General features: G+C 54.0%; 22 protein-coding genes and 3 pseudogenes. 18 read left to right on the top strand and 7 right to left on the bottom strand.

Going from position 1 to position 26,295, the window contains the following annotated elements; translation table 11 throughout:
• Positions 1–96: 96 nt before the first annotated feature.
• The 4 genes from der to BM007_RS17975 all read left to right on the top strand — a co-directional run bounded on the left by der (position 97) and on the right by BM007_RS17975 (position 4,783).
• A complete protein-coding gene (gene der / locus BM007_RS17990) occupies positions 97–1,572 on the top strand; it encodes a ribosome biogenesis GTPase Der (RefSeq protein WP_024908655.1) in 1,476 nt (491 codons plus the stop codon).
• A gap of 301 nt (positions 1,573–1,873) precedes the next feature.
• Positions 1,874–3,418, top strand: coding sequence for a peptide MFS transporter (locus BM007_RS17985; protein ID WP_024908656.1), 1,545 nt, complete (start codon positions 1,874–1,876; stop codon positions 3,416–3,418).
• Positions 3,419–3,476: 58 nt separating this feature from the next.
• On the top strand, positions 3,477–4,511 hold the full coding sequence (locus tag BM007_RS17980) for a Gfo/Idh/MocA family oxidoreductase (protein ID WP_090420194.1): 1,035 nt from the start codon (positions 3,477–3,479) through the stop codon (positions 4,509–4,511).
• Between the two features lie 50 nt (positions 4,512–4,561).
• The gene (locus BM007_RS17975; RefSeq protein ID WP_090420191.1) at positions 4,562–4,783 is read left to right on the top strand and encodes a zinc ribbon domain-containing protein; all 222 of its coding nucleotides are present in this window, start codon (positions 4,562–4,564) and stop codon (positions 4,781–4,783) included.
• Here the strand turns inward: BM007_RS17975 and BM007_RS17970 are convergent.
• Genes BM007_RS17970 through xseA form a run of 3 tightly spaced genes read right to left on the bottom strand, consistent with a single transcriptional unit; the run spans position 4,780 to position 7,582 of the window.
• Positions 4,780–5,130: a protealysin inhibitor emfourin gene (locus BM007_RS17970; protein ID WP_021241848.1), complete on the bottom strand. Its 351-nt coding sequence runs from the start codon at positions 5,128–5,130 to the stop codon at positions 4,780–4,782. The two genes, BM007_RS17975 and BM007_RS17970, sit on opposite strands and share 4 nt — an antisense overlap.
• Entirely contained in the window at positions 5,131–6,150 is a 1,020-nt protein-coding gene (locus BM007_RS17965; protein WP_090420188.1) for a M4 family metallopeptidase, read from the bottom strand.
• Between the two features lie 58 nt (positions 6,151–6,208).
• Positions 6,209–7,582 (bottom strand): exodeoxyribonuclease VII large subunit, encoded by a 1,374-nt coding sequence (gene xseA / locus BM007_RS17960; protein WP_090420185.1) that lies wholly within the window; start codon positions 7,580–7,582, stop codon positions 6,209–6,211.
• 159 nt (positions 7,583–7,741) lie between these two features.
• Between xseA and guaB the strand changes: the two genes are divergently transcribed.
• Together guaB and guaA are read left to right on the top strand one after the other, a co-directional pair.
• The gene (guaB, locus tag BM007_RS17955; RefSeq protein WP_008502128.1) at positions 7,742–9,208 is read left to right on the top strand and encodes an IMP dehydrogenase; all 1,467 of its coding nucleotides are present in this window, start codon (positions 7,742–7,744) and stop codon (positions 9,206–9,208) included.
• 67 nt (positions 9,209–9,275) lie between these two features.
• Positions 9,276–10,853: a glutamine-hydrolyzing GMP synthase gene (gene guaA / locus BM007_RS17950; protein ID WP_008502126.1), complete on the top strand. Its 1,578-nt coding sequence runs from the start codon at positions 9,276–9,278 to the stop codon at positions 10,851–10,853.
• 146 nt (positions 10,854–10,999) lie between these two features.
• On the opposite strand, the gene BM007_RS17945 is transcribed toward guaA, so the two are convergent.
• Entirely contained in the window at positions 11,000–11,218 is a 219-nt protein-coding gene (locus tag BM007_RS17945) for a DUF7661 family protein (RefSeq protein ID WP_032648750.1), read from the bottom strand.
• Between the two features lie 240 nt (positions 11,219–11,458).
• Here BM007_RS17945 and BM007_RS17940 point away from each other — a divergent pair, with 240 nt between their 5' ends.
• Together BM007_RS17940 and BM007_RS17935 are read left to right on the top strand one after the other, a co-directional pair.
• Complete coding sequence (locus tag BM007_RS17940) at positions 11,459–12,112, top strand: LysE family translocator (protein WP_090420182.1); 654 nt, start codon at positions 11,459–11,461, stop codon at positions 12,110–12,112.
• A gap of 208 nt (positions 12,113–12,320) precedes the next feature.
• Positions 12,321–13,322, top strand: a complete 1,002-nt coding sequence (locus tag BM007_RS17935; protein ID WP_090420179.1) for a hypothetical protein — start codon at positions 12,321–12,323, stop codon at positions 13,320–13,322.
• A 98-nt stretch (positions 13,323–13,420) separates the two neighbouring features.
• Here the strand turns inward: BM007_RS17935 and BM007_RS17930 are convergent.
• Positions 13,421–13,614 (bottom strand): annotated as a pseudogene (locus BM007_RS17930) (ISNCY family transposase); the annotation flags it as partial.
• 29 nt (positions 13,615–13,643) lie between these two features.
• Here BM007_RS17930 and BM007_RS17925 point away from each other — a divergent pair.
• From BM007_RS17925 to BM007_RS23095, 4 genes and pseudogenes are all read left to right on the top strand, one after another.
• Positions 13,644–14,760 (top strand): annotated as a pseudogene (locus tag BM007_RS17925) (IS3 family transposase).
• A gap of 25 nt (positions 14,761–14,785) precedes the next feature.
• A pseudogene (locus tag BM007_RS17920) lies at positions 14,786–15,100 on the top strand (tyrosine-type recombinase/integrase); the annotation flags it as partial.
• A gap of 173 nt (positions 15,101–15,273) precedes the next feature.
• The gene (locus BM007_RS17915; protein WP_090420174.1) at positions 15,274–16,017 is read left to right on the top strand and encodes an LEM-3-like GIY-YIG domain-containing protein; all 744 of its coding nucleotides are present in this window, start codon (positions 15,274–15,276) and stop codon (positions 16,015–16,017) included.
• Positions 16,018–16,217: 200 nt separating this feature from the next.
• Positions 16,218–16,847 (top strand): hypothetical protein, encoded by a 630-nt coding sequence (locus BM007_RS23095; RefSeq protein WP_139210926.1) that lies wholly within the window; start codon positions 16,218–16,220, stop codon positions 16,845–16,847.
• Positions 16,848–17,107: 260 nt separating this feature from the next.
• Here BM007_RS23095 and BM007_RS23090 read toward each other — a convergent pair whose 3' ends face one another.
• The gene (locus BM007_RS23090; protein WP_139210924.1) at positions 17,108–17,518 is read right to left on the bottom strand and encodes a hypothetical protein; all 411 of its coding nucleotides are present in this window, start codon (positions 17,516–17,518) and stop codon (positions 17,108–17,110) included.
• A 674-nt stretch (positions 17,519–18,192) separates the two neighbouring features.
• Between BM007_RS23090 and BM007_RS17910 the strand changes: the two genes are divergently transcribed.
• The 3 genes from BM007_RS17910 (at position 18,193) to BM007_RS17900 (ending at position 20,336) form a co-directional block, all read left to right on the top strand.
• Positions 18,193–18,555: a YcgJ family protein gene (locus BM007_RS17910; protein ID WP_308327249.1), complete on the top strand. Its 363-nt coding sequence runs from the start codon at positions 18,193–18,195 to the stop codon at positions 18,553–18,555.
• A 204-nt stretch (positions 18,556–18,759) separates the two neighbouring features.
• Positions 18,760–19,956 carry an NAD(P)/FAD-dependent oxidoreductase gene (locus BM007_RS17905; protein ID WP_090420171.1) on the top strand — a complete coding sequence of 399 codons (1,197 nt, stop codon included), beginning with the start codon at positions 18,760–18,762 and terminating at the stop codon, positions 19,954–19,956.
• Complete coding sequence (locus BM007_RS17900) at positions 19,956–20,336, top strand: DUF1641 domain-containing protein (RefSeq protein WP_061714647.1); 381 nt, start codon at positions 19,956–19,958, stop codon at positions 20,334–20,336. The genes BM007_RS17905 and BM007_RS17900 overlap by 1 nt, the downstream gene beginning before the upstream one ends.
• A 71-nt stretch (positions 20,337–20,407) precedes the next feature.
• On the opposite strand, the gene BM007_RS17895 is transcribed toward BM007_RS17900, so the two are convergent.
• Positions 20,408–21,241 carry a MurR/RpiR family transcriptional regulator gene (locus tag BM007_RS17895; RefSeq protein ID WP_024908667.1) on the bottom strand — a complete coding sequence of 278 codons (834 nt, stop codon included), beginning with the start codon at positions 21,239–21,241 and terminating at the stop codon, positions 20,408–20,410.
• A gap of 292 nt (positions 21,242–21,533) precedes the next feature.
• Between BM007_RS17895 and BM007_RS17890 the strand changes: the two genes are divergently transcribed.
• The 3 genes from BM007_RS17890 to iolG all read left to right on the top strand — a co-directional run bounded on the left by BM007_RS17890 (position 21,534) and on the right by iolG (position 26,264).
• Complete coding sequence (locus tag BM007_RS17890) at positions 21,534–23,039, top strand: CoA-acylating methylmalonate-semialdehyde dehydrogenase (RefSeq protein WP_090420168.1); 1,506 nt, start codon at positions 21,534–21,536, stop codon at positions 23,037–23,039.
• An 11-nt stretch (positions 23,040–23,050) separates the two neighbouring features.
• Positions 23,051–24,976, top strand: a complete 1,926-nt coding sequence (gene iolD, locus BM007_RS17885; protein ID WP_090420165.1) for a 3D-(3,5/4)-trihydroxycyclohexane-1,2-dione acylhydrolase (decyclizing) — start codon at positions 23,051–23,053, stop codon at positions 24,974–24,976.
• Positions 24,977–25,277: 301 nt separating this feature from the next.
• A complete protein-coding gene (gene iolG / locus BM007_RS17880; protein ID WP_032675319.1) occupies positions 25,278–26,264 on the top strand; it encodes an inositol 2-dehydrogenase in 987 nt (328 codons plus the stop codon).
• The last annotated feature ends 31 nt before the right edge of the window (positions 26,265–26,295 follow it).

Genomic DNA, 26,295 nt, shown 5'->3' with positions numbered 1-26,295 from the left:
GTATACTAAACGGCTCCTGTTCACTCAGGAGCCGTTTTGACATTTTTAAAAACGCCGCGAAAGCGACGTTATTTTGAATTTTATGAGGCTTCAAACATGGTACCTGTGGTCGCGCTTGTCGGGCGCCCTAACGTTGGAAAATCCACTCTTTTTAACCGTTTAACACGCACCCGTGATGCGCTGGTTGCGGATTTCCCGGGGCTGACGCGTGACCGTAAGTACGGTCGTGCAGAGGTGGAAGGACGCGAGTTCATCTGTATTGATACCGGTGGTATTGACGGCACAGAAGACGGCGTTGAAACCCGCATGGCGGAACAGTCGCTGCTGGCGATTGAAGAAGCGGATGTGGTGCTGTTTATGGTGGATGCTCGCGCTGGCCTGATGCCGGCGGATTCCGCTATCGCTAAGCACCTGCGTTCACGCGAAAAACCGACCTTCCTGGTGGCGAACAAAACCGACGGCATCGATGCCGATCAGGCCATCGCGGATTTCTGGTCTCTGGGCCTGGGTGAAATCTACCCGATTGCGGCATCGCATGGCCGTGGCGTCACCAGCCTGCTGGAAACCGTTCTGCTGCCGTGGGTTGACGAAGTGAACCCGCCGGAAGAAGTAGACGAAGACGCTGAATACTGGGCGCAGTTCGAAGACGGAGAAGAGGGCGAAGAAGAAGAGCCTGAAGACGACTTCAACCCGCAGGATCTGCCGATCAAGCTGGCAATCGTGGGTCGTCCAAACGTAGGTAAGTCTACACTTACTAACCGTATTCTGGGTGAAGAGCGCGTGGTCGTTTACGATATGCCGGGCACCACCCGCGACAGTATCTACATCCCTATGCAGCGCGATGAGCGTGAATATGTCCTCATCGACACCGCCGGGGTGCGTAAGCGCGGGAAAATCACCGATGTGGTGGAAAAATTCTCCGTTATCAAAACCCTGCAGGCTATTGAAGATGCCAACGTCGTGCTGCTCGTCATCGACGCACGCGAAGGGATCTCCGATCAGGACCTCTCTCTGCTCGGCTTTATCCTCAATAGTGGGCGCTCACTGGTTATCGTGGTCAACAAATGGGATGGCCTGAGCAACGAGGTTCGTGAGCAGGTGAAAGAGACCCTCGACTTCCGTCTGGGCTTTATCGACTTTGCCCGCGTGCACTTCATCTCTGCGCTGCACGGTAGCGGCGTCGGTAACCTGTTCGAATCCGTGCGCGAGGCGTATGACAGCTCCACCCGTCGTCAGAGCACCGCGATGCTGACGCGCATCATGAACATGGCTGCAGAAGACCATCAGCCGCCGCTGGTGCGCGGCCGTCGCGTGAAGCTGAAATATGCCCACGCCGGTGGTTATAACCCGCCAATCGTGGTGATCCACGGCAACCAGGTGAAAGACCTGCCGGATTCCTACAAGCGCTACCTGATGAACTACTTCCGTAAATCGCTGGACGTGATGGGCACGCCTATCCGTATCCAGTTCAAGGAAGGGGAAAACCCGTTCGCCAACAAGCGCAACACCCTGACGCCAAACCAGATGCGTAAGCGTAAGCGCTTGATTAAGCACATTAAGAAAAGCAAATAAGCTTTGCCGCTCTCATGAAAGCCCGCGATTATCGCGGGCTTTTTTTTTGCCGAATCATACCGCCGGTTTTCTCAGTGTGAAGTCAATCACTATTCACTTTTAACCATGTTTAAATCTAAGAAAGTAGACAATCGTCGAATTTTCATCTTAAAGTCCAGGGTCCGGTACTAGACAAAACTAGCGCCTGGTTATCAAATGGTTAACTAACTTTTCGCCGCACGTAAAAAATCGGCCAGATACGTAACTGGCCGGCGTACCTGCTGGTGTTTACAAGCACGACGACATACCTTTCGGGAGAATTATGCAATCCACTGTTAATCAAAAAGAGAGCCGAACGTTCTTCGGCCATCCGTATCCGCTCGGTTCCCTGTTCTTCACCGAGATGTGGGAGCGTTTCTCGTTTTACGGCATTCGTCCGTTACTGATCCTGTTTATGGCCGCCACCGTCTATGACGGCGGGATGGGCCTGGCGCGTGAAAACGCCTCGGCGATTGTCGGTATCTTTGCCGGTACCATGTACCTGGCCGCGCTGCCGGGCGGCTGGCTGGCGGATAACTGGCTCGGTCAGCAGAGAGCCGTCTGGTACGGTTCGATTCTGATTGCGCTCGGTCACCTGTCGATTGCGCTCTCGGCGGTGATGGGGAACAACCTGTTCTTTATCGGCCTGATGTTCATCGTGCTCGGCTCCGGGCTGTTCAAGACCTGTATCTCGGTGATGGTCGGTACCCTGTATAAAAAAGGCGACGCGCGTCGTGACGGCGGTTTCTCGCTGTTCTATATGGGCATCAACATGGGCTCGTTCATCGCGCCGCTGATTTCCGGCTGGCTGATTAAAACCCACGGCTGGCACTGGGGCTTTGGCATTGGCGGTATCGGGATGCTGGTGGCGCTGATTATCTTCCGCGTGTTTGCCGTTCCGGCAATGAAACGCTATGACGGCGAAGTCGGCCTCGACTCTACCTGGAACAGCCCGGTGGTGAAGCGTAACGGCGTGGGCGTTTGGCTGCTGGCGCTGGCGGCAGGCGTGGCAACGATCGTGACGCTGATTGCGCAGGGCGTGATTGTGATTAACCCGGTCGCGGTAGCCAGCGTGCTGGTCTACGTGATCGCGGCGTCCGTTGCCCTCTACTTCATTTATCTGTTTGTTTTTGCGGGGCTGAACCGTAAAGAGCGCGCCAGGCTGCTGGTCTGCTTTATTCTGCTGATCTCTGCGGCGTTCTTCTGGTCCGCGTTCGAACAAAAGCCAACCTCGTTCAACCTGTTTGCCAACGACTACACTAACCGCATGATCGGCGATTTTGAAATCCCGGCGGTGTGGTTCCAGTCAATCAACGCCCTGTTCATCATCCTGCTGGCACCGGTGTTCAGCTGGGCGTGGCCGAAGCTCGCGAGCATGAACATTCGCCCGAGCAGCATCACCAAGTTTGTTATCGGTATTTTGTGTGCCGCAGCGGGCTTTGGCCTGATGATGCTGGCGGCACAAAACGTGCTGAGCAACGGTGGGGCGGGCGTGTCGCCGTTCTGGCTGGTGGGCAGCATCCTGATGCTGACGCTCGGCGAACTGTGTCTCAGCCCGATTGGCCTGGCGACCATGACGCTGCTGGCGCCGGAGAGAATGCGCGGTCAGATGATGGGGCTGTGGTTCTGTGCGAGCGCGCTGGGTAACCTGGCGGCGGGCCTGATTGGCGGCCACGTGAAGGCCGACCAGCTGGATATGCTGCCGGATCTCTTTGCGCGCTGCTCCGTCGCGCTGCTGATTTGTGCCGCGGTACTGATCGTCCTCATTGTTCCGGTACGCCGCATGCTGGAAAATGCGCAGACTAAACCGGCAGCTAACGCCTCATAAACCTCGAGCTTGCCGGGGCGGCGTTATGCCCCGGCAATTTACTCAACGAGGTAAGAATATGCTGTTAGGGTTTGTGGGTCTTGGCGCAGTCATTGAAACAGCTTACCTGCCCGCAATACGAAAATGCTTTGATAATCCCCCTCACTGTTTAGGCTTTGATATCCAGCCCGTAAAACAGCCGGAGGGGGTAACGCGCTGCGCCACACTGGCTGAACTTCTCTCCCGGCCGCTTGATACCCTGTTTATTACCACGGCGTCGCTGCACCATCTTGAGGTGCTTGAACACGCTCTCGCCTCATCGGTTTCCCGCATCGTAGTTGAAAAACCGATTGTCGCCACGCTGTCCCAAATCGAAAAGCTCAACGCGCTGCTGGCAAACCCTGACCTCGCATCCCGCGTGCTGGCGCTCGATCACTGGATGGCGCGCATCGAAACGGTGAAGCGGTCGCTGGTTGGCAATGTCTCTGATATCGTCAAAATCGACGGCTATTTGCAGGAGCCGAGCGGAGTTAACGCCGCTGGGGAACCCATCGCGCTTAACTTTGCCACCGGCGAGCCGGACACCCGTTCGCTTCGTCACCCTGATGGCGTGATTCTGGATATCGGTACGCACGTGCTGGCGATGCTGCGCGAAACGGTGCGTTATCTGGGAGGGAATGATGAGATGACGTTGCAGGTGGTGACGGCTAAAGACCGCCTGGGCCGCGATATCGCAAAAGGCGACCTGACCACGGCGGAGGGCGAGGCGCATCTGCAGGGCCGCATCAGCGGCGTGCCGGTGGATATCTGGCTTAATAAATATGCGGGACTCGCTGGCGGGCAAAAAGGTTTACGGCTCTGGTTGCGTGACGGGCGGACCATCAGTTACGACCGGCGCGGCGCTGAAGATGTGCTGGAGATGATCGATGGCGACACGCGCCAATGCTGGACAATTCCCGGCTCGATCTACGAGCACTGTCTTGCAGAGCAGATCCTGGGCGCCAACAGCCTGTTTGAACGGGATCCGCACGAGGTAAGCCGCACGACGCGCCGCCGAATCGAGGAAGTTGAGCTGCTGCTGACCTTGCAGCAACAGCTGCGTGGCCCGCACTGAACGCAACGTGGTAAAATTATCGCAGACCTCAACGCTTTGAAGGAGTCACCATGACGATTACCTGCCCGAATTGCCAGGCACCGTTTGAGCCCGTGAACGGGGTGGCACACTGCGAGAGCTGTAATAAGGATATTGCGCTTGAAGCCCGCTGCCCGGAGTGCCATCAGCCACTCCAGGTCTTAAAAGCCTGCGGGGCGGTGGATTATTTCTGCCAGAACGGCCACGGTCTTATCTCTAAAAAACGCGTGGAGTTTGTTCGGGCCGAAGGTTAATCGCACACGCAGCCTTCGCCTTTTTTCCACAGCTCGACCAGCGACTCGGGCGCTTCCTGCTCCGGTACCAGCACGATGATATCGGCGTAGTGCGCCTGATTTTGCCCGGTCCAGATAATCTGGATGCGGAAATAGCGCTGGTCGCCGCTGCCGGGTGACGAGGCCTGTCCCGGCGGCTGACCGCGCGGAAAGGCCTGCTCCAGGATGCTCACCAGGCGCTGGCGCTGGGCCTCATTGAGCGAGGAGAGCGCGATGGTGCGCTGGCCGCTCAGCTTAGGAATATAAGCGACGCCGCCTTCCCGAGCCAGCTCAACCACGGCGTCATCCGTCAGTTCCGGAACCTGCATTTACAACACTCCCACCTGTTCCCAGGCTTGTTTAATGGCCGCCCCAACGTCGCCGCCGGAGCGTTTCTCTCCGTGCGCGATCGTCAGTTTTGCGAAGGCCTCAAAATCTGCATCCTGCGCCAGATTGCGATCGCAAACCGTGTCGTACCAGGCATAACCCGCTTTTTCCCAGGCGTAGCCGCCGATCGCCGTCGCGGCCAGATAAAATGCCCGGTTGGGGATGCCGGAGTTGAGATGAACGCCGCCGTTATCCTCGCGCGTTTTAATGAAATCTTTCATGTGCGCGGGCTGCGGGTCTTTGCCGAGCAGCGGATCGTTGTAGGCGGTGCCCGGTTCAGACATTGAGCGCAGCCCTTTGCCGTTGATACCTTTTGCCAGTAACCCCTCACCAATCAGCCAGTCCGCTTTATCGGCGGTTTGCTTCAGATGGTACTGCTTCACCAGCGAGCCAAACACGTCCGACAGCGACTCATTCAGCGCGCCCGACTGCTCAAAGTAGATAAGCCCGGCTTCGGTCTCGGTCACGCCGTGGCTCAGCTCGTGTGCCACCACGTCGATGGCGATGGTAAAGCGGTTAAATATTTCCCCGTCGCCGTCGCCAAATACCATCTGCTGACCGTTCCAGAAGGCGTTCTGATATTCCCGACCGTAGTGAACGGTGCCGGTTAAAATAAGCCCTTTGTTATCGAGCGAATTGCGCTGATATTCTTTCCAGAAGAAATCATGGGTAATACCCAAATAATCGTAAGCTTCATCCACCGCTACATCGCCGTTCGACGGCTGGCCTTCGTAACGCACCTGCGTACCCGGCAGCTCCTGGGTTTGCTTCGCGTCGTAAATATCGCGCTCCAGCTGTCCGGCTTTATTCACGTGCGGCGCGGCGGGTTTGCCCGGCATATGGGCCATCAGCGTCTGGACGTGGGTTAAGGTCTGGCGGGCACAGCGCTGCTGCGGCTCGGAACCGCTTTCGATAATACGACGAAGAATATAAGGGGGAATAACGCTATAAAGATGGGGCATGCTGCTCTCCTTATTAAAAAAGGGAATAGCAGCAGTATAGTAAGTAACCGGCGAAGAATTATCCGGTTTTACGCTGACGCGTCTTTTTCACCGGTTTAATTGATTTCACTTCGCTTTCTACCCAGCCGTCTGAAAGACGCGTCGTCAGCACATCGCCGGTATTTACCTGTTTGGTCTGCTTCAGCACCTTGCCGTCCGTCGCCGTCGTCACGCTATAGCCGCGCGCCAGCGTGGAGAGGGGGCTGACCGCTTCAAGGTGGGTCACCGCATTGCCAAATCGTTCGCGGGTGGTGCTCAGTCGGGCGCGGACAGTCTCTGCCAGACGATACTCCAGCTGCTGGATCCGCGTTTGCGCGCGATAAATTTTCGGCTGCGGGTTCTGCTGGTTAAGACGCTGCGTCACGCGCTGCTGGCGCGATACCGCGCGCTTAAGCTGCGCGTCCACCGCCACGTTCATGCGCTGGCGCAGACGCTCCAGCACGGTCTGCTGACGCGCCAGGCGCAGCTGCGGGTGCTGCTGCTGAAGACGGTGATGAAGCTGGGTAAAGCGGCGGGTACGGTTGGCAAGGAAGTAGTCCATCGCCATCTCAAGACGCTGCTGGCCGTTCTGAATCTGACGCAGCAGCTCCAGCTGGTTTCGGCTGACCACTTCCGCCGCCGCGGACGGCGTAGGCGCGCGCAGATCCGCGACAAAATCGGCAATCGTCACGTCCGTTTCGTGGCCGACGGCGCTCACCACGGGGATAAGGCTGGCAAAGATTGCCCGCGCCACGCGCTCGTCGTTGAAGCTCCACAGGTCTTCCAGCGAGCCACCGCCGCGCCCGACGATTAATACGTCGCACTCCTGACGGGCGTTCGCCAGCTCAATGGCGCGCACAATTTGGCCCGGTGCATCGTCACCCTGCACGGCGGTCGGGTAAATGATGACGGGCAGGGAAGGGTCGCGACGCTTGAGTACATGCAAAATATCGTGCAGTGCCGCACCGGTTTTCGAGGTGATGACACCTACGCAGTGGGCAGGCGAGGGCAGCGTCTTTTTGTACTGCTGATCAAACAGCCCCTCGGCAGAGAGCCTGGCTTTTAACTGTTCATACTTCTGCTGCAGCAGGCCTTCACCCGCGGGCTGCATGCTCTCGACGATAATCTGATAGTCGCCGCGCGGCTCATACAGGGTGATATTGGCGCGCACCAGAACCTGCTGGCCGTGCTGAGGACGGAACGTCACGCGACGGTTGCTGTTGCGGAACATCGCGCAGCGCACCTGGGCGGTGTCGTCTTTTAAGGTAAAGTACCAGTGTCCGGAGGAGGGCTGCGTGAAGTTTGAGATCTCACCGCTGATCCAGACCTGCCCCATTTCCTGCTCAAGCAGCAAACGCACCGTCTGATTAAGGCGGCTGACGGTATAAATTGAGGGGGGTTGAGAGGATAACATGTGAGCGGGATCAAATTCTAAATCAGCAAGTTATTCAGTCGATAGTAACCTGCTGAGAGGTGAGCGCAAGCATTTTTTTTAAAAAAGTGTGGATGCAATCGGTTACGCTCTGTATAATGCCACGGCAATATTTAACCACCCAGGTCAGAGATATTGCCCATGCTACGTATCGCTAAAGAAGCACTGACGTTTGACGACGTCCTCCTCGTTCCCGCTCACTCCACCGTTCTGCCGAATACTGCCGATCTCAGCACGCAGTTGACGAAAACCATTCGCCTGAACATTCCTATGCTCTCTGCGGCAATGGACACCGTGACTGAAGCGCGCCTGGCTATTGCCCTGGCACAGGAAGGTGGCATTGGCTTTATTCACAAAAACATGTCTATCGAACGTCAGGCGGAAGAAGTTCGCCGCGTGAAGAAACATGAATCCGGTATCGTGTCCGATCCACAGACCGTTCTGCCAACCACCACGCTGCACGAAGTGAAGGCCCTGACCGAACGTAACGGCTTCGCCGGTTACCCGGTTGTGACCGAGGAGAACGAGCTGGTCGGTATCATCACCGGTCGAGACGTGCGTTTCGTGACTGACCTGAACCAACCTGTCAGCGTCTACATGACGCCAAAAGAGCGTCTGGTCACCGTTCGCGAAGGTGAAACCCGCGACGTGGTGCTGGCAAAAATGCACGAAAAACGCGTTGAAAAAGCGCTGGTTGTTGACAGCAACTTCCACCTGCGCGGCATGATCACCGTTAAAGATTTCCAGAAAGCAGAACGTAAACCGAACGCCTGTAAAGACGAGCATGGCCGTCTGCGCGTTGGCGCTGCGGTTGGCGCAGGTGCCGGTAACGAAGAGCGCGTTGACGCGCTGGTTGCTGCGGGCGTTGACGTCCTGCTGATTGACTCCTCTCACGGCCACTCCGAAGGCGTTCTGCAACGTATTCGTGATACCCGTGCCAAATACCCTGACCTGCAGATCATCGGCGGTAACGTGGCCACTGGCGCAGGCGCTCGCGCGCTGGCTGACGCTGGCTGCAGCGCGGTGAAAGTGGGTATCGGCCCAGGCTCTATCTGTACCACGCGTATCGTGACCGGCGTGGGCGTTCCACAGATCACCGCCGTGTCTGACGCGGTTGAAGCGCTGGAAGGCACCGGTATTCCGGTTATCGCTGACGGCGGTATCCGCTTCTCTGGCGACATCGCTAAAGCCATCGCCGCTGGCGCAGCTGCCGTGATGGTAGGCTCCATGCTGGCCGGTACCGAAGAATCCCCGGGTGAAATCGAACTCTACCAGGGCCGTTCTTACAAATCCTACCGCGGCATGGGCTCCCTGGGCGCGATGTCCAAAGGTTCATCTGACCGTTACTTCCAGACCGATAACGCCGCTGACAAACTGGTACCGGAAGGTATCGAAGGTCGCGTTGCCTATAAAGGCCGTCTGAAAGAGATCATTCACCAGCAGATGGGCGGCCTGCGCTCCTGTATGGGTCTGACCGGCTGTGGTACCATTGACCTGCTGCGTACTAAAGCGGAATTCGTACGCATCAGCGGTGCGGGTATCCAGGAGAGCCACGTTCACGACGTGACGATCACCAAAGAGTCCCCGAACTACCGTCTGGGCTCCTGATAAGTTTCCGCGCCCGGCTTCTGCCGGGCGCTCTGTTTTTGTTTCACTTGCCTCGGAATTAGCGTCAATGACGGAAAACATTCATAAACATCGCATTCTCATCCTGGACTTCGGTTCTCAGTACACTCAGCTGGTGGCGCGTCGCGTACGTGAACTGGGCGTTTACTGTGAGCTGTGGGCGTGGGATGTCACGGAAGCACAGATTCGCGAATTCAATCCAAGCGGCATCATCCTGTCCGGCGGCCCGGAAAGCACCACCGAAGAGAACAGCCCGCGCGCGCCGCAGTACGTGTTCGAAGCTGGCGTGCCGGTATTCGGCGTTTGTTACGGCATGCAGACCATGGCCATGCAGCTGGGCGGCCACGTAGAAGGCTCCAGCGAGCGCGAGTTCGGCTATGCGCAGGTTGAAGTGGTTAACGACAGCGCGCTGGTGCGCGGTATCGAAGACTCCCTGACCGCAGACGGCAAACCGCTGCTGGACGTGTGGATGAGCCACGGCGACAAAGTCACCGCTATCCCGTCTGACTTCGTCACCGTTGCCAGCACCGAGAGCTGCCCGTTTGCCATCATGGCGAACGAAGAAAAACGCTTCTACGGCGTGCAGTTCCACCCGGAGGTGACCCACACCCGTCAGGGTATGCGTATGCTGGAGCGCTTCGTGCGCGACATCTGCCAGTGTGAAGCGCTGTGGACCCCGGCAAAAATCATCGACGACGCCGTTGAGCGTATCCGCCAGCAGGTTGGCGATGACAAAGTGATCCTCGGCCTCTCCGGCGGCGTGGACTCCTCCGTGACCGCGATGCTGCTGCACCGCGCCATCGGTAAAAACCTGACCTGCGTCTTTGTGGATAACGGCCTGCTGCGCCTGAACGAAGCCCAGCAGGTTATGGACATGTTTGGCGACCACTTCGGTCTGAACATCGTTCACGTGGAAGGCGAGCAGCGCTTCCTGGACGCGCTGAAAGGCGAGAACGATCCGGAAGCGAAACGTAAGATCATCGGCCGCGTGTTCGTGGAAGTGTTCGACGAAGAAGCGCTGAAGCTGGACGACGTGAAGTGGCTGGCGCAGGGTACCATCTACCCTGACGTGATTGAATCTGCCGCATCCGCTACCGGTAAAGCACACGTCATCAAATCTCACCACAACGTGGGCGGCCTGCCGAAAGAGATGAAGATGGGTCTGGTTGAACCGCTGCGCGAGCTGTTCAAAGACGAAGTGCGTAAGATCGGTCTGGAACTGGGTCTGCCGTACGACATGCTCTACCGTCACCCGTTCCCGGGCCCGGGTCTGGGCGTGCGCGTGCTGGGCGAAGTGAAGAAAGAGTACTGCGACCTGCTGCGTCGCGCGGATGCTATCTTCATCGAAGAGCTGCACAAAGCTGACCTGTACAACAAGGTAAGCCAGGCATTCACCGTGTTCCTGCCGGTTCGCTCCGTCGGCGTGATGGGCGATGGCCGCAAGTACGACTGGGTTGTTTCCCTGCGTGCGGTGGAAACCATCGACTTCATGACCGCGCACTGGGCGCACCTGCCGTATGACTTCTTAGGCCGCGTGTCTAACCGCATCATCAACGAAGTGAACGGTATTTCCCGCGTGGTGTATGACATCAGCGGTAAGCCACCGGCTACGATTGAGTGGGAATGATTTCCCAACCGGATACGTCTGGTAGTAACAGGTTCTAAATTATCTCTAAGCCCGCGGATTGCGGGCTTTTTTTGGGGCCATTGCTGGCAACATCATGCCAGGTTAGTGCCTGGAGCGGGCGCAATGTAAGGCTATCCATTGAATCCTTATTCGATGCGTTCCACATTTGGATGACGATCGGTTGCGGCTTCATGGAAAATGTCACCCAGCCAGCCGGCAATCTCACCTTCAGTCATATCGTCAGGAATAGCGATGTCATAGAGTCGAGAAAACTTTCTCTCCGTCAGGTCAGCACGAAATACCAGCCACCGATCATGCTTACGTTGAACGCCAATATGCCGTCCAAAAACGTTATATATCAGCATATGCAATCTCCGATCATGCTAGTGAGTTCCTGTATCTATGATACATACGTCAGATCAGGCCAGAGTGTAAATTGTACAAAGATGAAAGGTCAGCGTTCGCATCTCGCTTACAGTGGACATCATGCTTCTGTATCTGCTCTGTCTGCTCTGTGCCTGCAGCAGACGCTGCAGTATATTCCACTTTCGGCTCGAATCGGACTGAGGTAACGTAGCAGAAATATTTATCCGGACTCAACCAAGATGCCTTCCATCGAAACGTTTATCACTTTTCTTCTCGCGCTGACGCTTCTGGAGATTTCTCCGGGGCCAGACATGATGCTAACTATCGCCAGAGGCGTCGGTCAGGGAAGACGTATTGCACTGTTTACGGTACTGGGTAATGTATTTGTAGCGGGTTTTGTGCAAGTTTCTTTTCTTGTCCTGGGGCTGGTAGCCGTTGTTCATGCCTGGCCGGTTGCACTAGATCTGTTAAGGTGGGCTGGTGCGGCTTATCTGATGTGGCTGGGCATAAAAATGATTGCGACTTCAGGCACAGATACGCGGCTGCGAAAAACGGCCAAAATTTCTGACTGGAGTGCCGTTAAGGAAGGCGCCCTGAACAGCCTGACTAACCCAAAATCTCTACTGTTCATGTTTGCTTTTCTTCCTCAGTTTGTTGATCCTGCTGCGGGGCCTGTCTGGCTGCAATTGCTTGTTCTGGGTAGTATCCAGAAGCTGGCAGGAATTATTTCCCTGGGGTCAGTCGCGATGGCATCAGGGACATTTGGAAACTGGCTAAGTAAACACCCTGGCTTTATCAAATGGCAGGAACGATTTACAGGTGTTGTCATGATAGGCCTCGGTATCCGCATGTTGTTTGGCGGGTCTGGTGTCGTATCGAAATCTTCCAGTTAAGTTTTACCGAAAGGGTAAACCCAGTGTCCGCTCCGTGCCAATAGCGGACATTGATGGCACATGGTATGTTAGTTAAAAGGTGCAGGTCATGCCTGTATTCCGCCGTGGTACAATTGTTGCACAAATCATTATAGCAACGAATAAAACCACCATGTTAAAAGAAGATCACAATCCGTTCATACTTGAATTTTAATAGCGCAGGTCATACATGGATATTCGTTCACGCAAGAAAAATTTTTTAGATTCGTTAGATTCAACTGAAGTGATACGCAAAGCAGTAAGTCTTGCTATAGATTGCATGATTGATAATGATAATAGTAGTGAGGATACCCCCTTAGTTATTACCAGCTATGATGACTTCTGTAGGAACCAGGTGCTGAAGTATGTACAGGAATTTTGTGAAGCTGCGTACCCTGATACGGATAAATATTACTTTATTCCTAACATGCTTCACATTAACGGTAGAACTAGTGAAGAAGCCTGTATTAATTTAATTAAACTCTTAAGAGTTACAAAAGGCATACTATTCTGGTCAGATGCCCCATCGTGGTTTGCTAGCCTCCCCGACGGGTTATTCCATGTTGTTAACATTGATCGAAAAATCGTCACTCGCGGCCTTAATAAGAAAAACTCTCAGCCGACGATCATCAATAAAGAGTACAGCGTAGACACACTACTATCAGAACTATTTTTGAATGGCGCGCACATGGAGCAATCCAACGCAAACAACGTTGTTGAGGCAGACATGAAGTTCTATGATGAATGCCATGCTGGTTTAATCAGACCAATACCCGCTCCAGTAGGCGAGTCATATGATGAAGAGATCAAAATTAATTCTCCATATTGGCAGAAGCTCGCGTGTGTAGCGTTACGCCGCTATCAGTCAAAGGAATGTCATGACGGAATGCAATGGGATACAACCAATAATGGCTGGATTGATGTTGTTGCGTATCCGTTCATCAAAGAAATACAATCACTTGATAATAGTGGTTATCGCCAATGTTTAGTTGGGCTAGTCACAATAAACATTTCAAACGCAAATTACCCGTACCTATCTACCGTTTGGATACATCCATTTTATCGCAGGGGAGGGTTATTAAGTAAGTTATGGCCAAAATTACAAGAGCGATACGGAAGTAACTTCGAAATTGAGCAACCTAATGAAAATATGAAAGCATTTTTGAAAAGTGTGAAACATGCAGGTTACTAATTTATGAATCAGCCAGTTGAGTTAGTGATGGTGTGAATGAGTGGAGTAACAGTTCAACGTGATCCTATGCAGATTTTTAACATGCCTTGGGTTGCTTCAAGTTTGAGAGATTCGGTAAATCGGCGGTTGGTGGGCTGACCGCATTTGCGGATGACAAGTCCTTCGGCACCTGAAACCTGGTAACGATTGATAGCCGTCACGCCTGACGTTCTGAGATTCCAGGCTGTGATGCCGCATCGCGACGGCGTAGATGACTGTTCCCCCTTGATGAATACACCGTGATGTTAGTAATGTTTTCATCAGCAACGTGAGGGCATGCCTATGAAGAAGCGTTTTTCCGATGGACAGATCATCAGTATTCTCCGTGAGGCTGAAGCCGGGGTTTCTGCCCGGGAAATCTGCCGTAAGCACGCCATTTCCGACGCTACCTTTTACACCTGACGTAAGAAGTATGGCGGTATGGAGGTGCCCGAGGTTAAGCGCCTGAAGTCGCCTGAGGAAGATAACGCCAGGCTCAAGAAGCTGCTTGCCGAAGCCATGCTGGATGAGAAGGCGTTTCAGCTGGCTCTGGGGCGAAAGTACTGACGACATGCCAGAAGCGGGAAGCCGTGGTGTTGATGTGTGATGTGACCGATCTGTCGCAACGTCGTGCCTGCTGGCTTACAGGTTTGTCCCTGTCGACCTGCCGTTATGATGCTCAGCGCCCAGCTGCTGATGCACATTTATCAGGGCGTATTATTGAGCATGCACCTGAACGCAGACGTTTTGGCTACCGCCGTATCTGGCAGTTACTGCGCCGCGAAGGCCTTCATGTTAATCACAAGCGCGTGTACCGCCTTTATCATCTGAGAGGGCTGGGCGTAAAACGCAGACGACGCCGTAAAGGGCTGGCGACCGAACGGTTTCCGCTTCTGCGCCTGGATGCGCCGAACCTGACCTGGTCGATGGATTTCGTCATGGACGCTCTGGCCAACGGTCGCAGAATCAAGAGCCTGACCTGCGTGGATGATTTCACGAAGGAGTGCCTGACGATTACCGCCGCATTTGGGATTTCAGGCGTGCAGGTCACGTGTTTTCTGGACAGTATCGCGCTGTTTCGTGGTTATCCTGCTACGATAAGAACCGATCAGGGACCGGAGTTCACTTGCCGCGCACTCGAACAATGGGCCTTGAGCATGGTGTGGTCCTAGGGCTTATACAGCCGGGCAAGCGGACTCAGAACGGATTTAATGAGAGTTTTGGACGATTCAGAGATGAGTGCCTGAACGAGCACTGGTTCAGAGATATTGTTCATGCCAGGAAAACGATTAATGACTGGCGACAGGATTATAACGAGTGCCGTCCTCATTCTTCGCAGAACTACCAGACTCCGGCTGAATTTGCAGCGGACTGGAGAAACGGGAAATATGGAGAAAAAACAACCGACATTACTGGCTGATGGTAGTATCAATCTTGGGGGCAGGTCAGCATTGATAAAGCTTGGCAATTTGAATAGTAAAGACTTCTTGTTTCAGTCTCGAATTGGAACTAACCGGCACAAATCAACTAGGCAATACAGCCGAAGTTTTCATGGGTGGGTAGAAAAGCTTGGTCTCGAAGCTTCGCTTTACAGCACATATTCCATTAGAAGAACGAAAGCTTACCTGATATACAAGAAAACCAAAAATCTCCGGGTATGCCAACTTCTGTTGGGCCATAAGAAACTGGAAAGCACAGTCCGTTATCTGGCCATTGAAGTCGATGATGCGTTAGAGATCTCTGAATCGATTGAAGTCTAAGGAAGGTTGGCAGGGTTGCAACAGCAACCCTGTGCCAATAGTTGTCTTTGCTAACTTTGGCCCATTTTCATCGATGGGCGCAGATCAATCTATACGCTAATTGTTTTGCGCTTAAGTTCTGAACCATAGTGCCGATAATAAAATTAAGTACTTTTGCCTTAAGGAAGCAAGGTTTGAAAGAATATTCAAAATACTCAAAAGCGTTAGGTATGGCTAAGTTCTATGTTTATGCATTTTATGACACTGAAGATGCAGATAAAAAGCCGTTTTATATAGGCAAAGGCAAGTCAGAACGCTGCCTTGATCATATAAAGTATAATGATGGCTCTCCGAAATCAGAACGAATTAATCATCTGTTAAAAACAGGAAATCTGGGTATCGACATACTACGCCATGGCATGGATGAGGCAACCGCGAAGCTTGTTGAAGCAACATGTATTGATCTCTTAGGTGTTGGAGAACTGACCAACAAAGTACGAGGAAGCAGCTCCCTTATGGGGCGAATTACTCTGGATGAGCTCAACCATCTCCTTCTTAAGCAAGAGACGGAAATCGCACCTGAACATGCCGGGCTCGCTTTTCTGCTAAACAGCACCTACAAGTCTGGCATGAGTGCTCTTGCATTATATGAAGCTACGCGTGGCGTCTGGGCTAAAGTACCAAAAGATGAAAACCTACAATTTGCATACGCCACCTACGGCGGTTTGGTGATGGAAGTTTATGAGATACAGTGCTGGTTAAAGGCAGGCTCTCAGCAGTACTTTACCCGGGAACTGGTTATCCCCCCTGAAACCAACCGTTCAGAGTTTGTTGGACGAATCGCATCACCAGAAATCAGAGAATTATACGTAGGCAAACTAATCAAAAAATCGCGTAGTCATGGCAGCCCTTTCGTAAAGGTCGGGCTGGAGCAATAAACTGACCTGTTTCTCGCTGATTAATACACCTCAATGCGAATCATGTTGTCGAGGCTACCAATGTCCGCTCCTCGCTCACAACGGACCTTTAGCCCAGCTAGGACGTCCCCTTCGTGCCAATAGCAGACATCAAGCCTATCATGATATTTTGTCCAGAAGGTAGTAGATTACACCATATTCATAAATAAGGATTTAGACTAATGGGACGAGAATATCCAGATTCATGGGATAAGTTTTGCAAAATTGAAAGAAATTATGGTGGCTTTACTCATTATAGATTCAGAGCCGGAATCACTATTGGCGATCTGAACCGATTCGCCGCCAGATATGCCTTGGCTGCGGACTTCGAGGGAGTTATGATAAAGAACTCTACTAAACAAACAAACCTCGGTTATGAAGCATTAATGAGGTCCTTACTTGTTTGGAGTGCAGTAGAGAGTTATTACTACGTATTACCAACAGGATCTGGTGGGAAATATAACTATTTAAGTTACACTTTTTCAGAAGAAAATGCTTTAACTACTACGCTTAAAAAAAATGGACCTGACCTTTTAAGGTTTTATACATATATTTCTTCTAGTCCTAATGTTGAAGTCAAACACCGAACGAATGTTCAAGATTTTTTGAGTGGAAATAATTACAACCCTATCTATCTTTTATCTAGTATTCGCCATGCTTTTGGCCATGGTGAGTTAAGTGCCCATGTCGATGGGGTCAATCCTCAAACAATTAATAATATTTCAAAAATACTAAAGACATCTATTTTAGAGAAGATTAACGACCATTTCTCTTCATTGGTTCGAAGTCATCCAAACTATTCAAATGTATAATATTTAACAACAGCTCCAGTACTTACTATCTTTAAACAGATCAGTGTCTTTCTGGATTCCATACAATCCAGAAAGACACTTCCACTTTGCTCGAATCTAAGATCAAACCGCATCTAAGACAGATGAGTGCTACAAGAAGATATATTAAATTATTTATATACTAAATTTCCTTGTGAAACCACATAAGTAAAAGACTCCATTAGGTTAATAATTTTTATACGTATAAAAATAATTTAGGCTATAAATCCTTTTGGCTGGTATTAATTCTCAAGATCTGTGTGATTTTTAATCACATAGCTTAGTATTCTTTTTACTGCATATTCATCAAGTTTGGTATACAAACTACCAGAATCAGGGTCGGCCTTTAATTGCCAGTATTTATCGCCACATCCATCTTTTTCAAGGGTGTCGTATTTCAATTTAAAGAAAGAGTTAATATGTTCAGACTCTTTACCGTTGCATGTAATACACATAGATGAGGTATTTTTTGGAGAGACTTGTGGTTTGATGCTTAATGATATTTCCCCATGAGTAATCACTGGAAAAGAAACAATAACCCCCTCGTTCAGCATGGAGGGTTTAAATTCTATTTTTTCACTTTCATATTTAAATAGAAATGGTGAGCTTTTATTTAAGACAGCTTTGAATATTAGATTTAGTTGATTATACATCGCTACAATTTGATGTTATCTGCCCTTGCTTTTCATTGCTTGTTCATTAATCATTAAATTATGTTTTTCAAAAAGTTCACTATATCTACGATCCAATTCTTTATATTTGTTCATATTAGTATCCGTATCGTCAATTTTTTCAACAGCAATATTTATTCAGTAATCTTAACTGAGTGTTTAGTTTGCATTTTAACTATTAAATTGCACAGTGATTTTAACTTATAACTGTTATCGTCGTCGAGAGATTTTCTGGAATGGGATGTGATTATTTTGGTACCCGCTAAAGAAAATAACACAATGAAAAATATAGATTATCTCGCAAAAATCCAAATAAGCATTACTTCAATATAAATGCATTTCGTTAGTGGGGCTGCATCCATGCCATTTTTATTTTAGTTTAACTTCCGGTTTTCGCTCAGAGCGGACCTAACCCGCCCCACAAACCCACTCCGTATACAGCATATTAGTTCAGCTCTTTAAAATCGCATGACTCACCGGGATAGGGCCCTTACAATTGCCTACGAGCTGAACTTTCGACGACGTTTCGGTCGACAAAAAGCCATACGGGGCGTTCCCTGCTGAAGCTTAAAATCCTCCAGGATTTTTCACCCTCATCATGGTTCCACCGCGCCCGGTGCAAAGCCGACACTCATTAACCAACGGAGATTATCATCTTGAACAAGTCAATACTCGCATGCTCTGTGGCCGCGCTGCTGGCCGTGTCCGCCATGTCCGCCCAGGCCAGGACCCCCGCCAGGCTCAAGTCGCCAGTATCGGGCGTGCTCTGCGACCGATATGTATGCGCCAATGACAAGGGATTATCCCGCGCGTTGACAGAGACGTATCTCGGTAAGAAGGCTGCTGCAAACGAGGTGTTCACGTCGAGCAATGTCGATCTGACCGAATTCACCTTTGCCAACGGTATTTTCTGCGATGTGAAGGAGCGACTGTGCCGTGAAGATCGCTATTATGGCGCGAACGGACAGCGCTCCGGTGCGGTATCTAAAAAGTACACAAAGCTGCTCTTTGGCGAATAATGGTAATGAAAAGAGACTGCGTTATAGGGATATAAATTATATTTTGCAGTATATTTTATAAATAATAATGTGGTTATCAAAATTAAATTTCTCGTGAAAGGTTATGTTGCGGAATATTACTCTATTACTACCCTTTAGCTGAGCGTAACAGTGAAGCGGTCTGGTTACGTGAATTCCCATTCACTACCATGAGCGAATAAAGGAATGAAAAACCGCATAATGATTGTCGGCGGCGGCACGGGAGGAACAATTGTCGCCAACCTTCTGACCAGGAAATTACGACGTGAAATTGCTGCCGGTCAGGTAGAGCTGGTACTGATTTCCGAATCACCGGTGCACTACTACAAACCCGCTTTTATGTACGTCGCCTTTAACCTCTTCCATCACCATGAACTGGCCCGGCCTGAACGGCAATTACTGAGTCCGGAAATTCAATTTATTACCGACAGGATTGAATCTTTCGATTTTAAGCAGCGGCGACTGTACGGTGCCAGTAAACGATATTACGACTGGGACCTGCTGGTTATCGCAACGGGCTGCACGCCTTTCCCCCAAAAAATCCCTGGCCTTGCCGACGCGGGCGACCATTTTTATCAATATGCGGCGGCAAGACAGCTAGCGCATAAGCTCGCCACCATCAAAAAGGGGCGAATATTTATTACCGTCTCTTTCCCGGAAACGCCGAATGTTCCCCACCAGTGCGGCATTGCCCCTATTGAAACCACGCTGATGGTTGACGACTATCTGCGCCAGCGTGGGGTGCGTAATCAGGTTGAGATTGTTTATACCTATCCGACCGTCGCGCAGTTGCTGCGAAACTGTCTGTTCCTGCAGCGTCCGGTGGGGGAGGCGCTGGGCGATATTTTTGCCGCCAAAGGAATACAGCATCAGCGCGGTTTTACCCTAAGCCATGTCGATCCTGACAGCAAAATTGCCTATTCCGCCGAGGGCGATTCACAGAACTTCGACATCCTGATGGCAACGCCTCCCATCAGGGCGGTCGACGCGGTGCGTGATACGGGACTGAGTGAGGTTCAGAACGGTGAAGGCTGGTTGCCGACGGATCACCAGACGCTCGGCGTCTACGGCTTAGAAGGCGTGTATGTGATCGGCGATACCGTTGACCTCCCGATCAGTAAAGCGGGAGGGTCGTGCCACAACCAGGCGCCCATCATTGCTGACAACATTGTGGCGGAGCTGTACGGCAGACCGCCCGGAAGCGGTAACCATTATGATGGACGGGTTCAGGCCGTCGCGCAGATGGGGCTCTGGGCCGGCATGCCGTTGGTATATGACTATCGCAATGACGTGACCCCCACGCCGGCGACTAAACTCGGCGGCATGCTGCGAAACGGTTTTAACCGTGGACTGTATTGGGGCGTCGTGAGGGGGATGTTCTGATGAGTGACCAGGAACAGTTACTAAAAAGCCTTGCCCCGCTTATGGCGGGCAATCGCCTGAATAATCTCGTTGATCTGCTTGCCGTCGTCGCAGACCTGCTGGAAATGGCCGATAGCGCGATGGTCGAAAAACTGGCTGGCGTTTTTGAAGATGTCGTGACCGTCGGCTGGGAAGGGGGAACCGCGCTACGCATGGCGTGGGGAGAGCAAATTAACCGGGAAGGGGATATCTCGCTTCGGCAGGTGTTCACCATGCTTAACGATCCTGATACCCGCCGCGGCATTATGCTTTTACTGCGGGTGTTACAGATTACGGGGCAACGTCTGAATTCCCTCTCTTCCGTCAGTTATTCTGATTGCCCCGAGATAAGGAGCCGTTAATGTCTGGCTGATGCTCTTCAGGTGGTCGGGTATCGGCTATGCCTTACCCGGCCCACCAAACTGCATTGGGGCTATTTCTCCCCGCTCCCCAGTCGATATGCCAGCGCCACCACCAGCGACTGCACCAGGCACAGCGTCGCCGACTGAGACCGAAACGCGTCCACCTGCGCCTCTTTCACCACAAAGCAGAGATCGCTGAACGTCGCCAGGGGGCTTATCTGGCTGTCCGTAATCACGATCTGCCGCGCGCCGACGCTGGCGGCGGTTTCGCTGACCATCACCGTCTCTTCCGCGTACGGCGAGAAGCTGATCGACACCACGATGTCGCGCGCCTTAATGCGGCTGATCTGCTCGCGCAGCATGCCGCCCATCCCGTCGAGTAGGATAGGGCGACACTCCAGGTGGCTCAGGGCGTAGGTCAGATACGCGGCAACGCTAAAGGAGCGACGCAGTCCGGCGATGTAGATGGTGTCGGCATCGGCCAGCAGCTGTACCGCGCGCTCCAGCATCTCCGGCTCGGCGCGGGCGGCCAGCTGCTGTAGCGCCTGCGCGTTTGAACGGGCGAACTCCTGCAGGATATCGAGCGGCGTTTCCGGCACGGCCTCGCTCTCCATCTCGCGGAACAGTCGGGCGCGGTCGCTGTAGCTGGCGGTCTCCTCCACCAGGTTCATGCGAAACAGCTGTTTCATTTCGTTGAAGCCGGTGAAGTCAAAGGCGTTGGCAAAGCGGATCAGCGTCGAGGGCGGCACGTCGGCGCGCTCGGCAATGACGGCAACCGTATCAAAGGCCACGCTGTTGGTGTTATCCAGCACGTAGCGGGAGACCTGCTGCAGCCTCTTGCTCAGGCTATCGTAGCGATCGCGGATTTGCTGCTGCAGTTCGTTCAGGCTGGTTGCTGTCGTCATCTTTTCCCCCAAATACAGTCATATGATTCTAAACGCAAAACCGCGTCTTTTAAATGTCGGCCATCCATCTGGCAGCAAAAATGAAACAGAAGCTTCAGTCATTTCCTCGCCCGAAATTCCTTAATAGCGCACGCGGCGTCAGTGGTGCTGGCTGTTAACATAAAAATCCATCCTTGATCACAATAATCATCATTTATTTTATTTCAACTTAAAATGGAATATTTGTTTCATATATAGTGTTCAGTACACAGTGTTCAGGTCACAGTCACGTATCAACAGCGAGAGGTTAAGGATGGAGACGGTAGCGAATTTTATTCACGGCGAATGTGTCACCGGTTCAGGCCAGCGCGTTCAGGCGATCTTCAACCCGGCCACCGGCGAGCAGATCCGCCAGGTGGTGATGAGTACGGCGCAGGAAACGGAGCAGGCGATTGCCGCCGCGCAGCAGGCGTTTCCGGCGTGGGCGCGTCATGCTCCGCTTAAGCGCGCGCGCGTGATGTTCCGCTTCAAAGCGCTGCTGGAAGAGAACATGGATCGCCTGGCCCGCCTCATCAGCGAAGAGCACGGCAAGGTCTTCTCCGACGCGGTGGGCGAACTGACCCGCGGCCTGGAAGTGGTGGAGTTTGCCTGCGGTATTCCGCATCTGCAAAAGGGCGAACACTCGGCGAACGTCGGTACCGGCGTTGACAGCCACTCGCTGATGCAGCCGCTCGGCGTCTGCGCCGGGATCACGCCGTTTAACTTCCCGGCGATGGTGCCGATGTGGATGTTCCCGATTGCGCTGGCGACCGGGAATACCTTCGTGCTGAAACCGTCGGAAAAAGACCCTTCTCTCGCGCTCGCGCTGGCGCAGCTGCTGAAAGAGGCCGGCCTGCCGGACGGCGTCTTCAACGTGGTGCAGGGCGATAAGGAGTCCGTTGACGTGCTCCTGACCGACCCGCGCGTGCAGGCGGTGAGCTTTGTCGGCTCAACGCCGATTGCGGAATACATTTACCAGACCGCCTCCGCCCACGGTAAGCGCTGTCAGGCGCTGGGCGGCGCGAAAAACCACTGCATTTTAATGCCGGATGCGGACATGGAGATGGCGACCAACGCCATCATGGGCGCGGCCTACGGCGCGGCGGGGGAACGCTGCATGGCGCTCTCCGTGGTGCTGGCGGTAGGGGATAACACCGCCGATGACCTCTGCGCCCGGCTGGAAAAACAGATTGCCGCGCTGCGCGTCGGACCTGGTCTTGACCAGACGCCGGAAAACGAAATGGGACCGCTTATCTCCTCCGCGCACCGCAGCAAGGTGCTGGGCTACATCGACAGCGGGGAAGCGCAGGGAGCGAAACTGTGCGTGGACGGCCGCGGCTTTAGCGTGAAGGGCCACGAGCAGGGCTATTTCGTCGGGCCGACGCTGTTCGATAACGTCACCCCGGAGATGACCATCTATAAAGAAGAAATCTTTGGTCCGGTGCTTTCTGTGGTGCGCGTAGCAGATTACGCCAGCGCGGTGGACCTGATTAACCGCCATGAATATGGTAATGGCTCGGCAATCTTCACCCGTGACGGCGGCTGCGCGCGTCGCTTCTGCGAAGAGGTGCAGGCGGGCATGGTGGGGGTCAACGTGCCAATCCCGGTGCCGATGGCATTCCACAGTTTCGGCGGCTGGAAGCGCTCCATCTTCGGGGCACTCAACGTCCACGGCAACGACGGCGTGCGTTTCTACACCCGAATGAAAACCATCACCGCGCGCTGGCCGGAAATGCAGCAGGAGACAGGCGCTGCGTTCTCCATGCCGACGCTGGGCTGACAGGAGGCGTTATGCAAACCGAACGTATGACCATGGCCCAGGCGCTGGTCCGGTTCCTTAATCAACAGTACGTTAGCGTGGATGGCTACGAGACGCCCTTCGTGGAGGGCGTCGCCACCATCTTTGGGCACGGCAACGTGCTGGGTATCGGCCAGGCGCTGGAGCAGGACCCGGGCCATCTGCAGGTGATGCAGGGCTGCAACGAGCAGGGCATCGCCCATATGGCGACGGGATTTGCCAAACAGCACCGTCGTCAGCGCATCTTTGCCGTCACCTCCTCCGTCGGGCCGGGCGCCGCCAATATGATAACGGCGGCGGCAACCGCCACGGCGAACCGCATCCCGCTGCTGCTGCTGCCGGGCGATATCTATGCCAGCCGCCAGCCCGACCCGGTGCTGCAGCAGATCGAGCAGTATCACGACCTCAGCATCAGCACCAACGACTGCTTCCGTCCGGTCTCCCGCTACTGGGACCGCGTTAACCGTCCCGAGCAGCTCATGAGCGCGATGCTCAGCGCGATGCGAACGCTTACTGACCCGGCAGATACCGGTGCGGTAACAATTTGCCTGCCGCAGGACGTGCAGGGGGAAGCGTGGGATTACCCGCTGAGCTTCTTCGCGCGTCGCGTGCACCACATCGAGCGTCGTCCGCCCGATCCGCAGCGTCTGGCGCAGGCGCGGGCGCTGATCGCCCGCAAGCGTCGTCCGCTGGTGGTGTGCGGCGGCGGGGTGCGCTATTCCGGCGCACATGAGGCGTTTCGCGACTTTGTCGAGACGCTGCAGCTGCCGTTTGCCGAAACCCAGGCCGGAAAGGGGGCGCTGGTAAGTGACCACCCACTTAACCTCGGTGGCGTAGGGGTGACGGGCGGAATGGCGGCCAACCAGCTCGCGCCGCAGGCTGATCTGGTGATTGGCATCGGCACGCGCCTGACCGACTTTACCACCGGCTCCAAGGCGCTCTTTTCCCATCCGGACGTCGAATTTCTGCTGCTGAACGTGGCCGAGTTTGACGCCCTGAAGCTGGACGCCACGGCGCTGATTGCCGATGCCCAAACCGGGCTCCAGGCATTGACCCACGCGCTCGGTGATTACCGCAGCGGCTGGGGAGAGGCGATCGCTGAGGCGAAGTCCGCCTGGCGCGACGAGTGCCGTCGCCTGTGGGATCGCCAATGGCGTCCGGACGACGCGCCCGAAGTGGCGGGGCACCTGGACGCGCAGCTGGCGGAGTACGGCGAGACGCTCAACACCCGCCTGACCCAGACGCGGGTGCTGGGGCTGATCAACCAGCATATTGAAGATAACGCCATCGTGGTGGGCGCGGCCGGTTCGCTGCCGGGGGATTTACAGCGCCTCTGGCAGGTCAAAACGCCGGACAGCTATCACCTGGAGTACGGCTACTCCTGCATGGGCTATGAGATTGCGGCGGCTATCGGCGCGAAGCTTGCCCGACCCGAGCAGCCGGTTTATGCCATGGTGGGGGATGGCTCCTACATGATGCTGCACTCCGAGCTGCAAACCGCTGTGCAGGAGGGGATTAAGATCACCATTCTGCTGTTTGATAACGCCAGCTTCGGCTGCATTAACAACCTGCAGATGGGGCACGGCATGGGCAGCTTTGGCACGGAAAACCGCCATCGCAACCCGGAAACCGGACGGCTTGACGGGCCGCTGGTGAAGGTCGATTTTGCGCTAAACGCGGAGAGCTACGGCTGCCGCGCCTGGCGGGTGCACGACGAGCAAACCCTGCTGACGGCGCTGGAGGCGTCTCGCGCGCATCCAGGCCCCACGCTGCTGGACATCAAGGTACTGCCGAAGACGATGACCCACGACTACGCCTCCTGGTGGCGAACCGGTGATGCGCAGGTGGCGGAATCGTCTGCCGTGCGTGAAGCCGCGGAGCAAACGCAGGCGCAAGTGAAAAAAGCCCGTCAGTATTAAGATTTTCCGCCGTAACGAAATTTTCATTTCATTTTCCCCTCACCCTAACCCTCTCCCCAAAGGGGAGAGGGGATGGTGTGGTGCACTCTTTTCTCCCTCGCCCCTTTGGGGAGAGGGCCGGGGTGAGGGGAGCTGCTGTATGTCCTCCCATGTTGTGAGATTGATAACAAAATTTATCTCATTCATCTCAAAAGTGTTAACCCGCACTCAAAAACATAATTTTCACTATTTATAAAAATGAAATAAATGTTTTATTTATAGGGTCGTTAGTTCACAGCATTCACCAACACCGGGAGCCGTTATGTTTAACATTGCTTTACTGGGCGCTGGCCGAATTGGCCAGGTACATGCAGCTAACATCGCCAGCCACGGCGCGACCACGCTCTGGTCCGTGGTTGACCCGAATCAGGAATTTGCCACCCGCCTCGCCACGCAGTATCAGGCCCGCCAGCAGAGCCTGACTGAAGCGATGACCGACCCTAACGTTCACGCCGTGCTGATCGCCTCCGCGACCGATACCCACGCGGACCTGATTGAAATGGCCGCCCGCCACGGCAAGGCCATCTTCTGTGAAAAGCCGGTACACCTCGACCTTGCCCGCGTGCGCGACTGCCTGAAAGTGGTCAAAGAGTACGACGTGCCGCTGTTTATCGGCTTTAACCGCCGCTTTGACCCGCAGTTCCGCCGCGTGAAAACCGACGTGCAGGCCGGGCGCATCGGCAAGCCGGAATCGCTGCTGATCATCTCCCGCGATCCGTCTCCACCGCCTGCGGAGTACGTGCGCGTCTCCGGCGGCATGTTCCGCGATATGACCATTCACGATTTTGACATGGCCCGCTTCATCATGGGCGAAGAGCCGGTGTCGGTGTATGCCCAGGGCAGCAACCTGGTGGATCCGGCGATTGGCGAGGCAGGCGACATCGATACCGCGTTTATCGTCCTGAAATACGCTTCCGGCGCGATGGCGACCATCGTCAACAGCCGCCGCTCCTCGTATGGCTACGACCAGCGCCTGGAGCTGCACGGCTCCGAAGGGCTGCTGTGCGCGGGCAACATTCTGGAAAACCAGGTGCAGCACTACGGCAAACAGGGCTGCACGAGTGCGCTGCCGGAACACTTCTTCCTGCAGCGCTACAAATCCGCTTACGCCGCGGAATGGGAACACTTTGTCGCGGTCCTGCGCGGTGAAGCGGTGCCTGACTGCAGCGGCGATGATGGTGAACGTGCGCTGTACCTTGCGGATAAAGCGCTGGAGTCACTGCGCAGCCAGCGCGAGATCGTCCTCTAAACACCACAACCCTACACAGAGAGACATAATA

The sequence above is a fragment of the Enterobacter sp. NFIX59 genome (assembly GCF_900113755.1).
Lineage (GTDB): Bacteria > Pseudomonadota > Gammaproteobacteria > Enterobacterales > Enterobacteriaceae > Enterobacter > Enterobacter pseudoroggenkampii.
The sequence above is the reverse complement of the archived record's forward strand: the minus strand, read 5'-3'. Positions and strand labels throughout refer to the sequence as shown.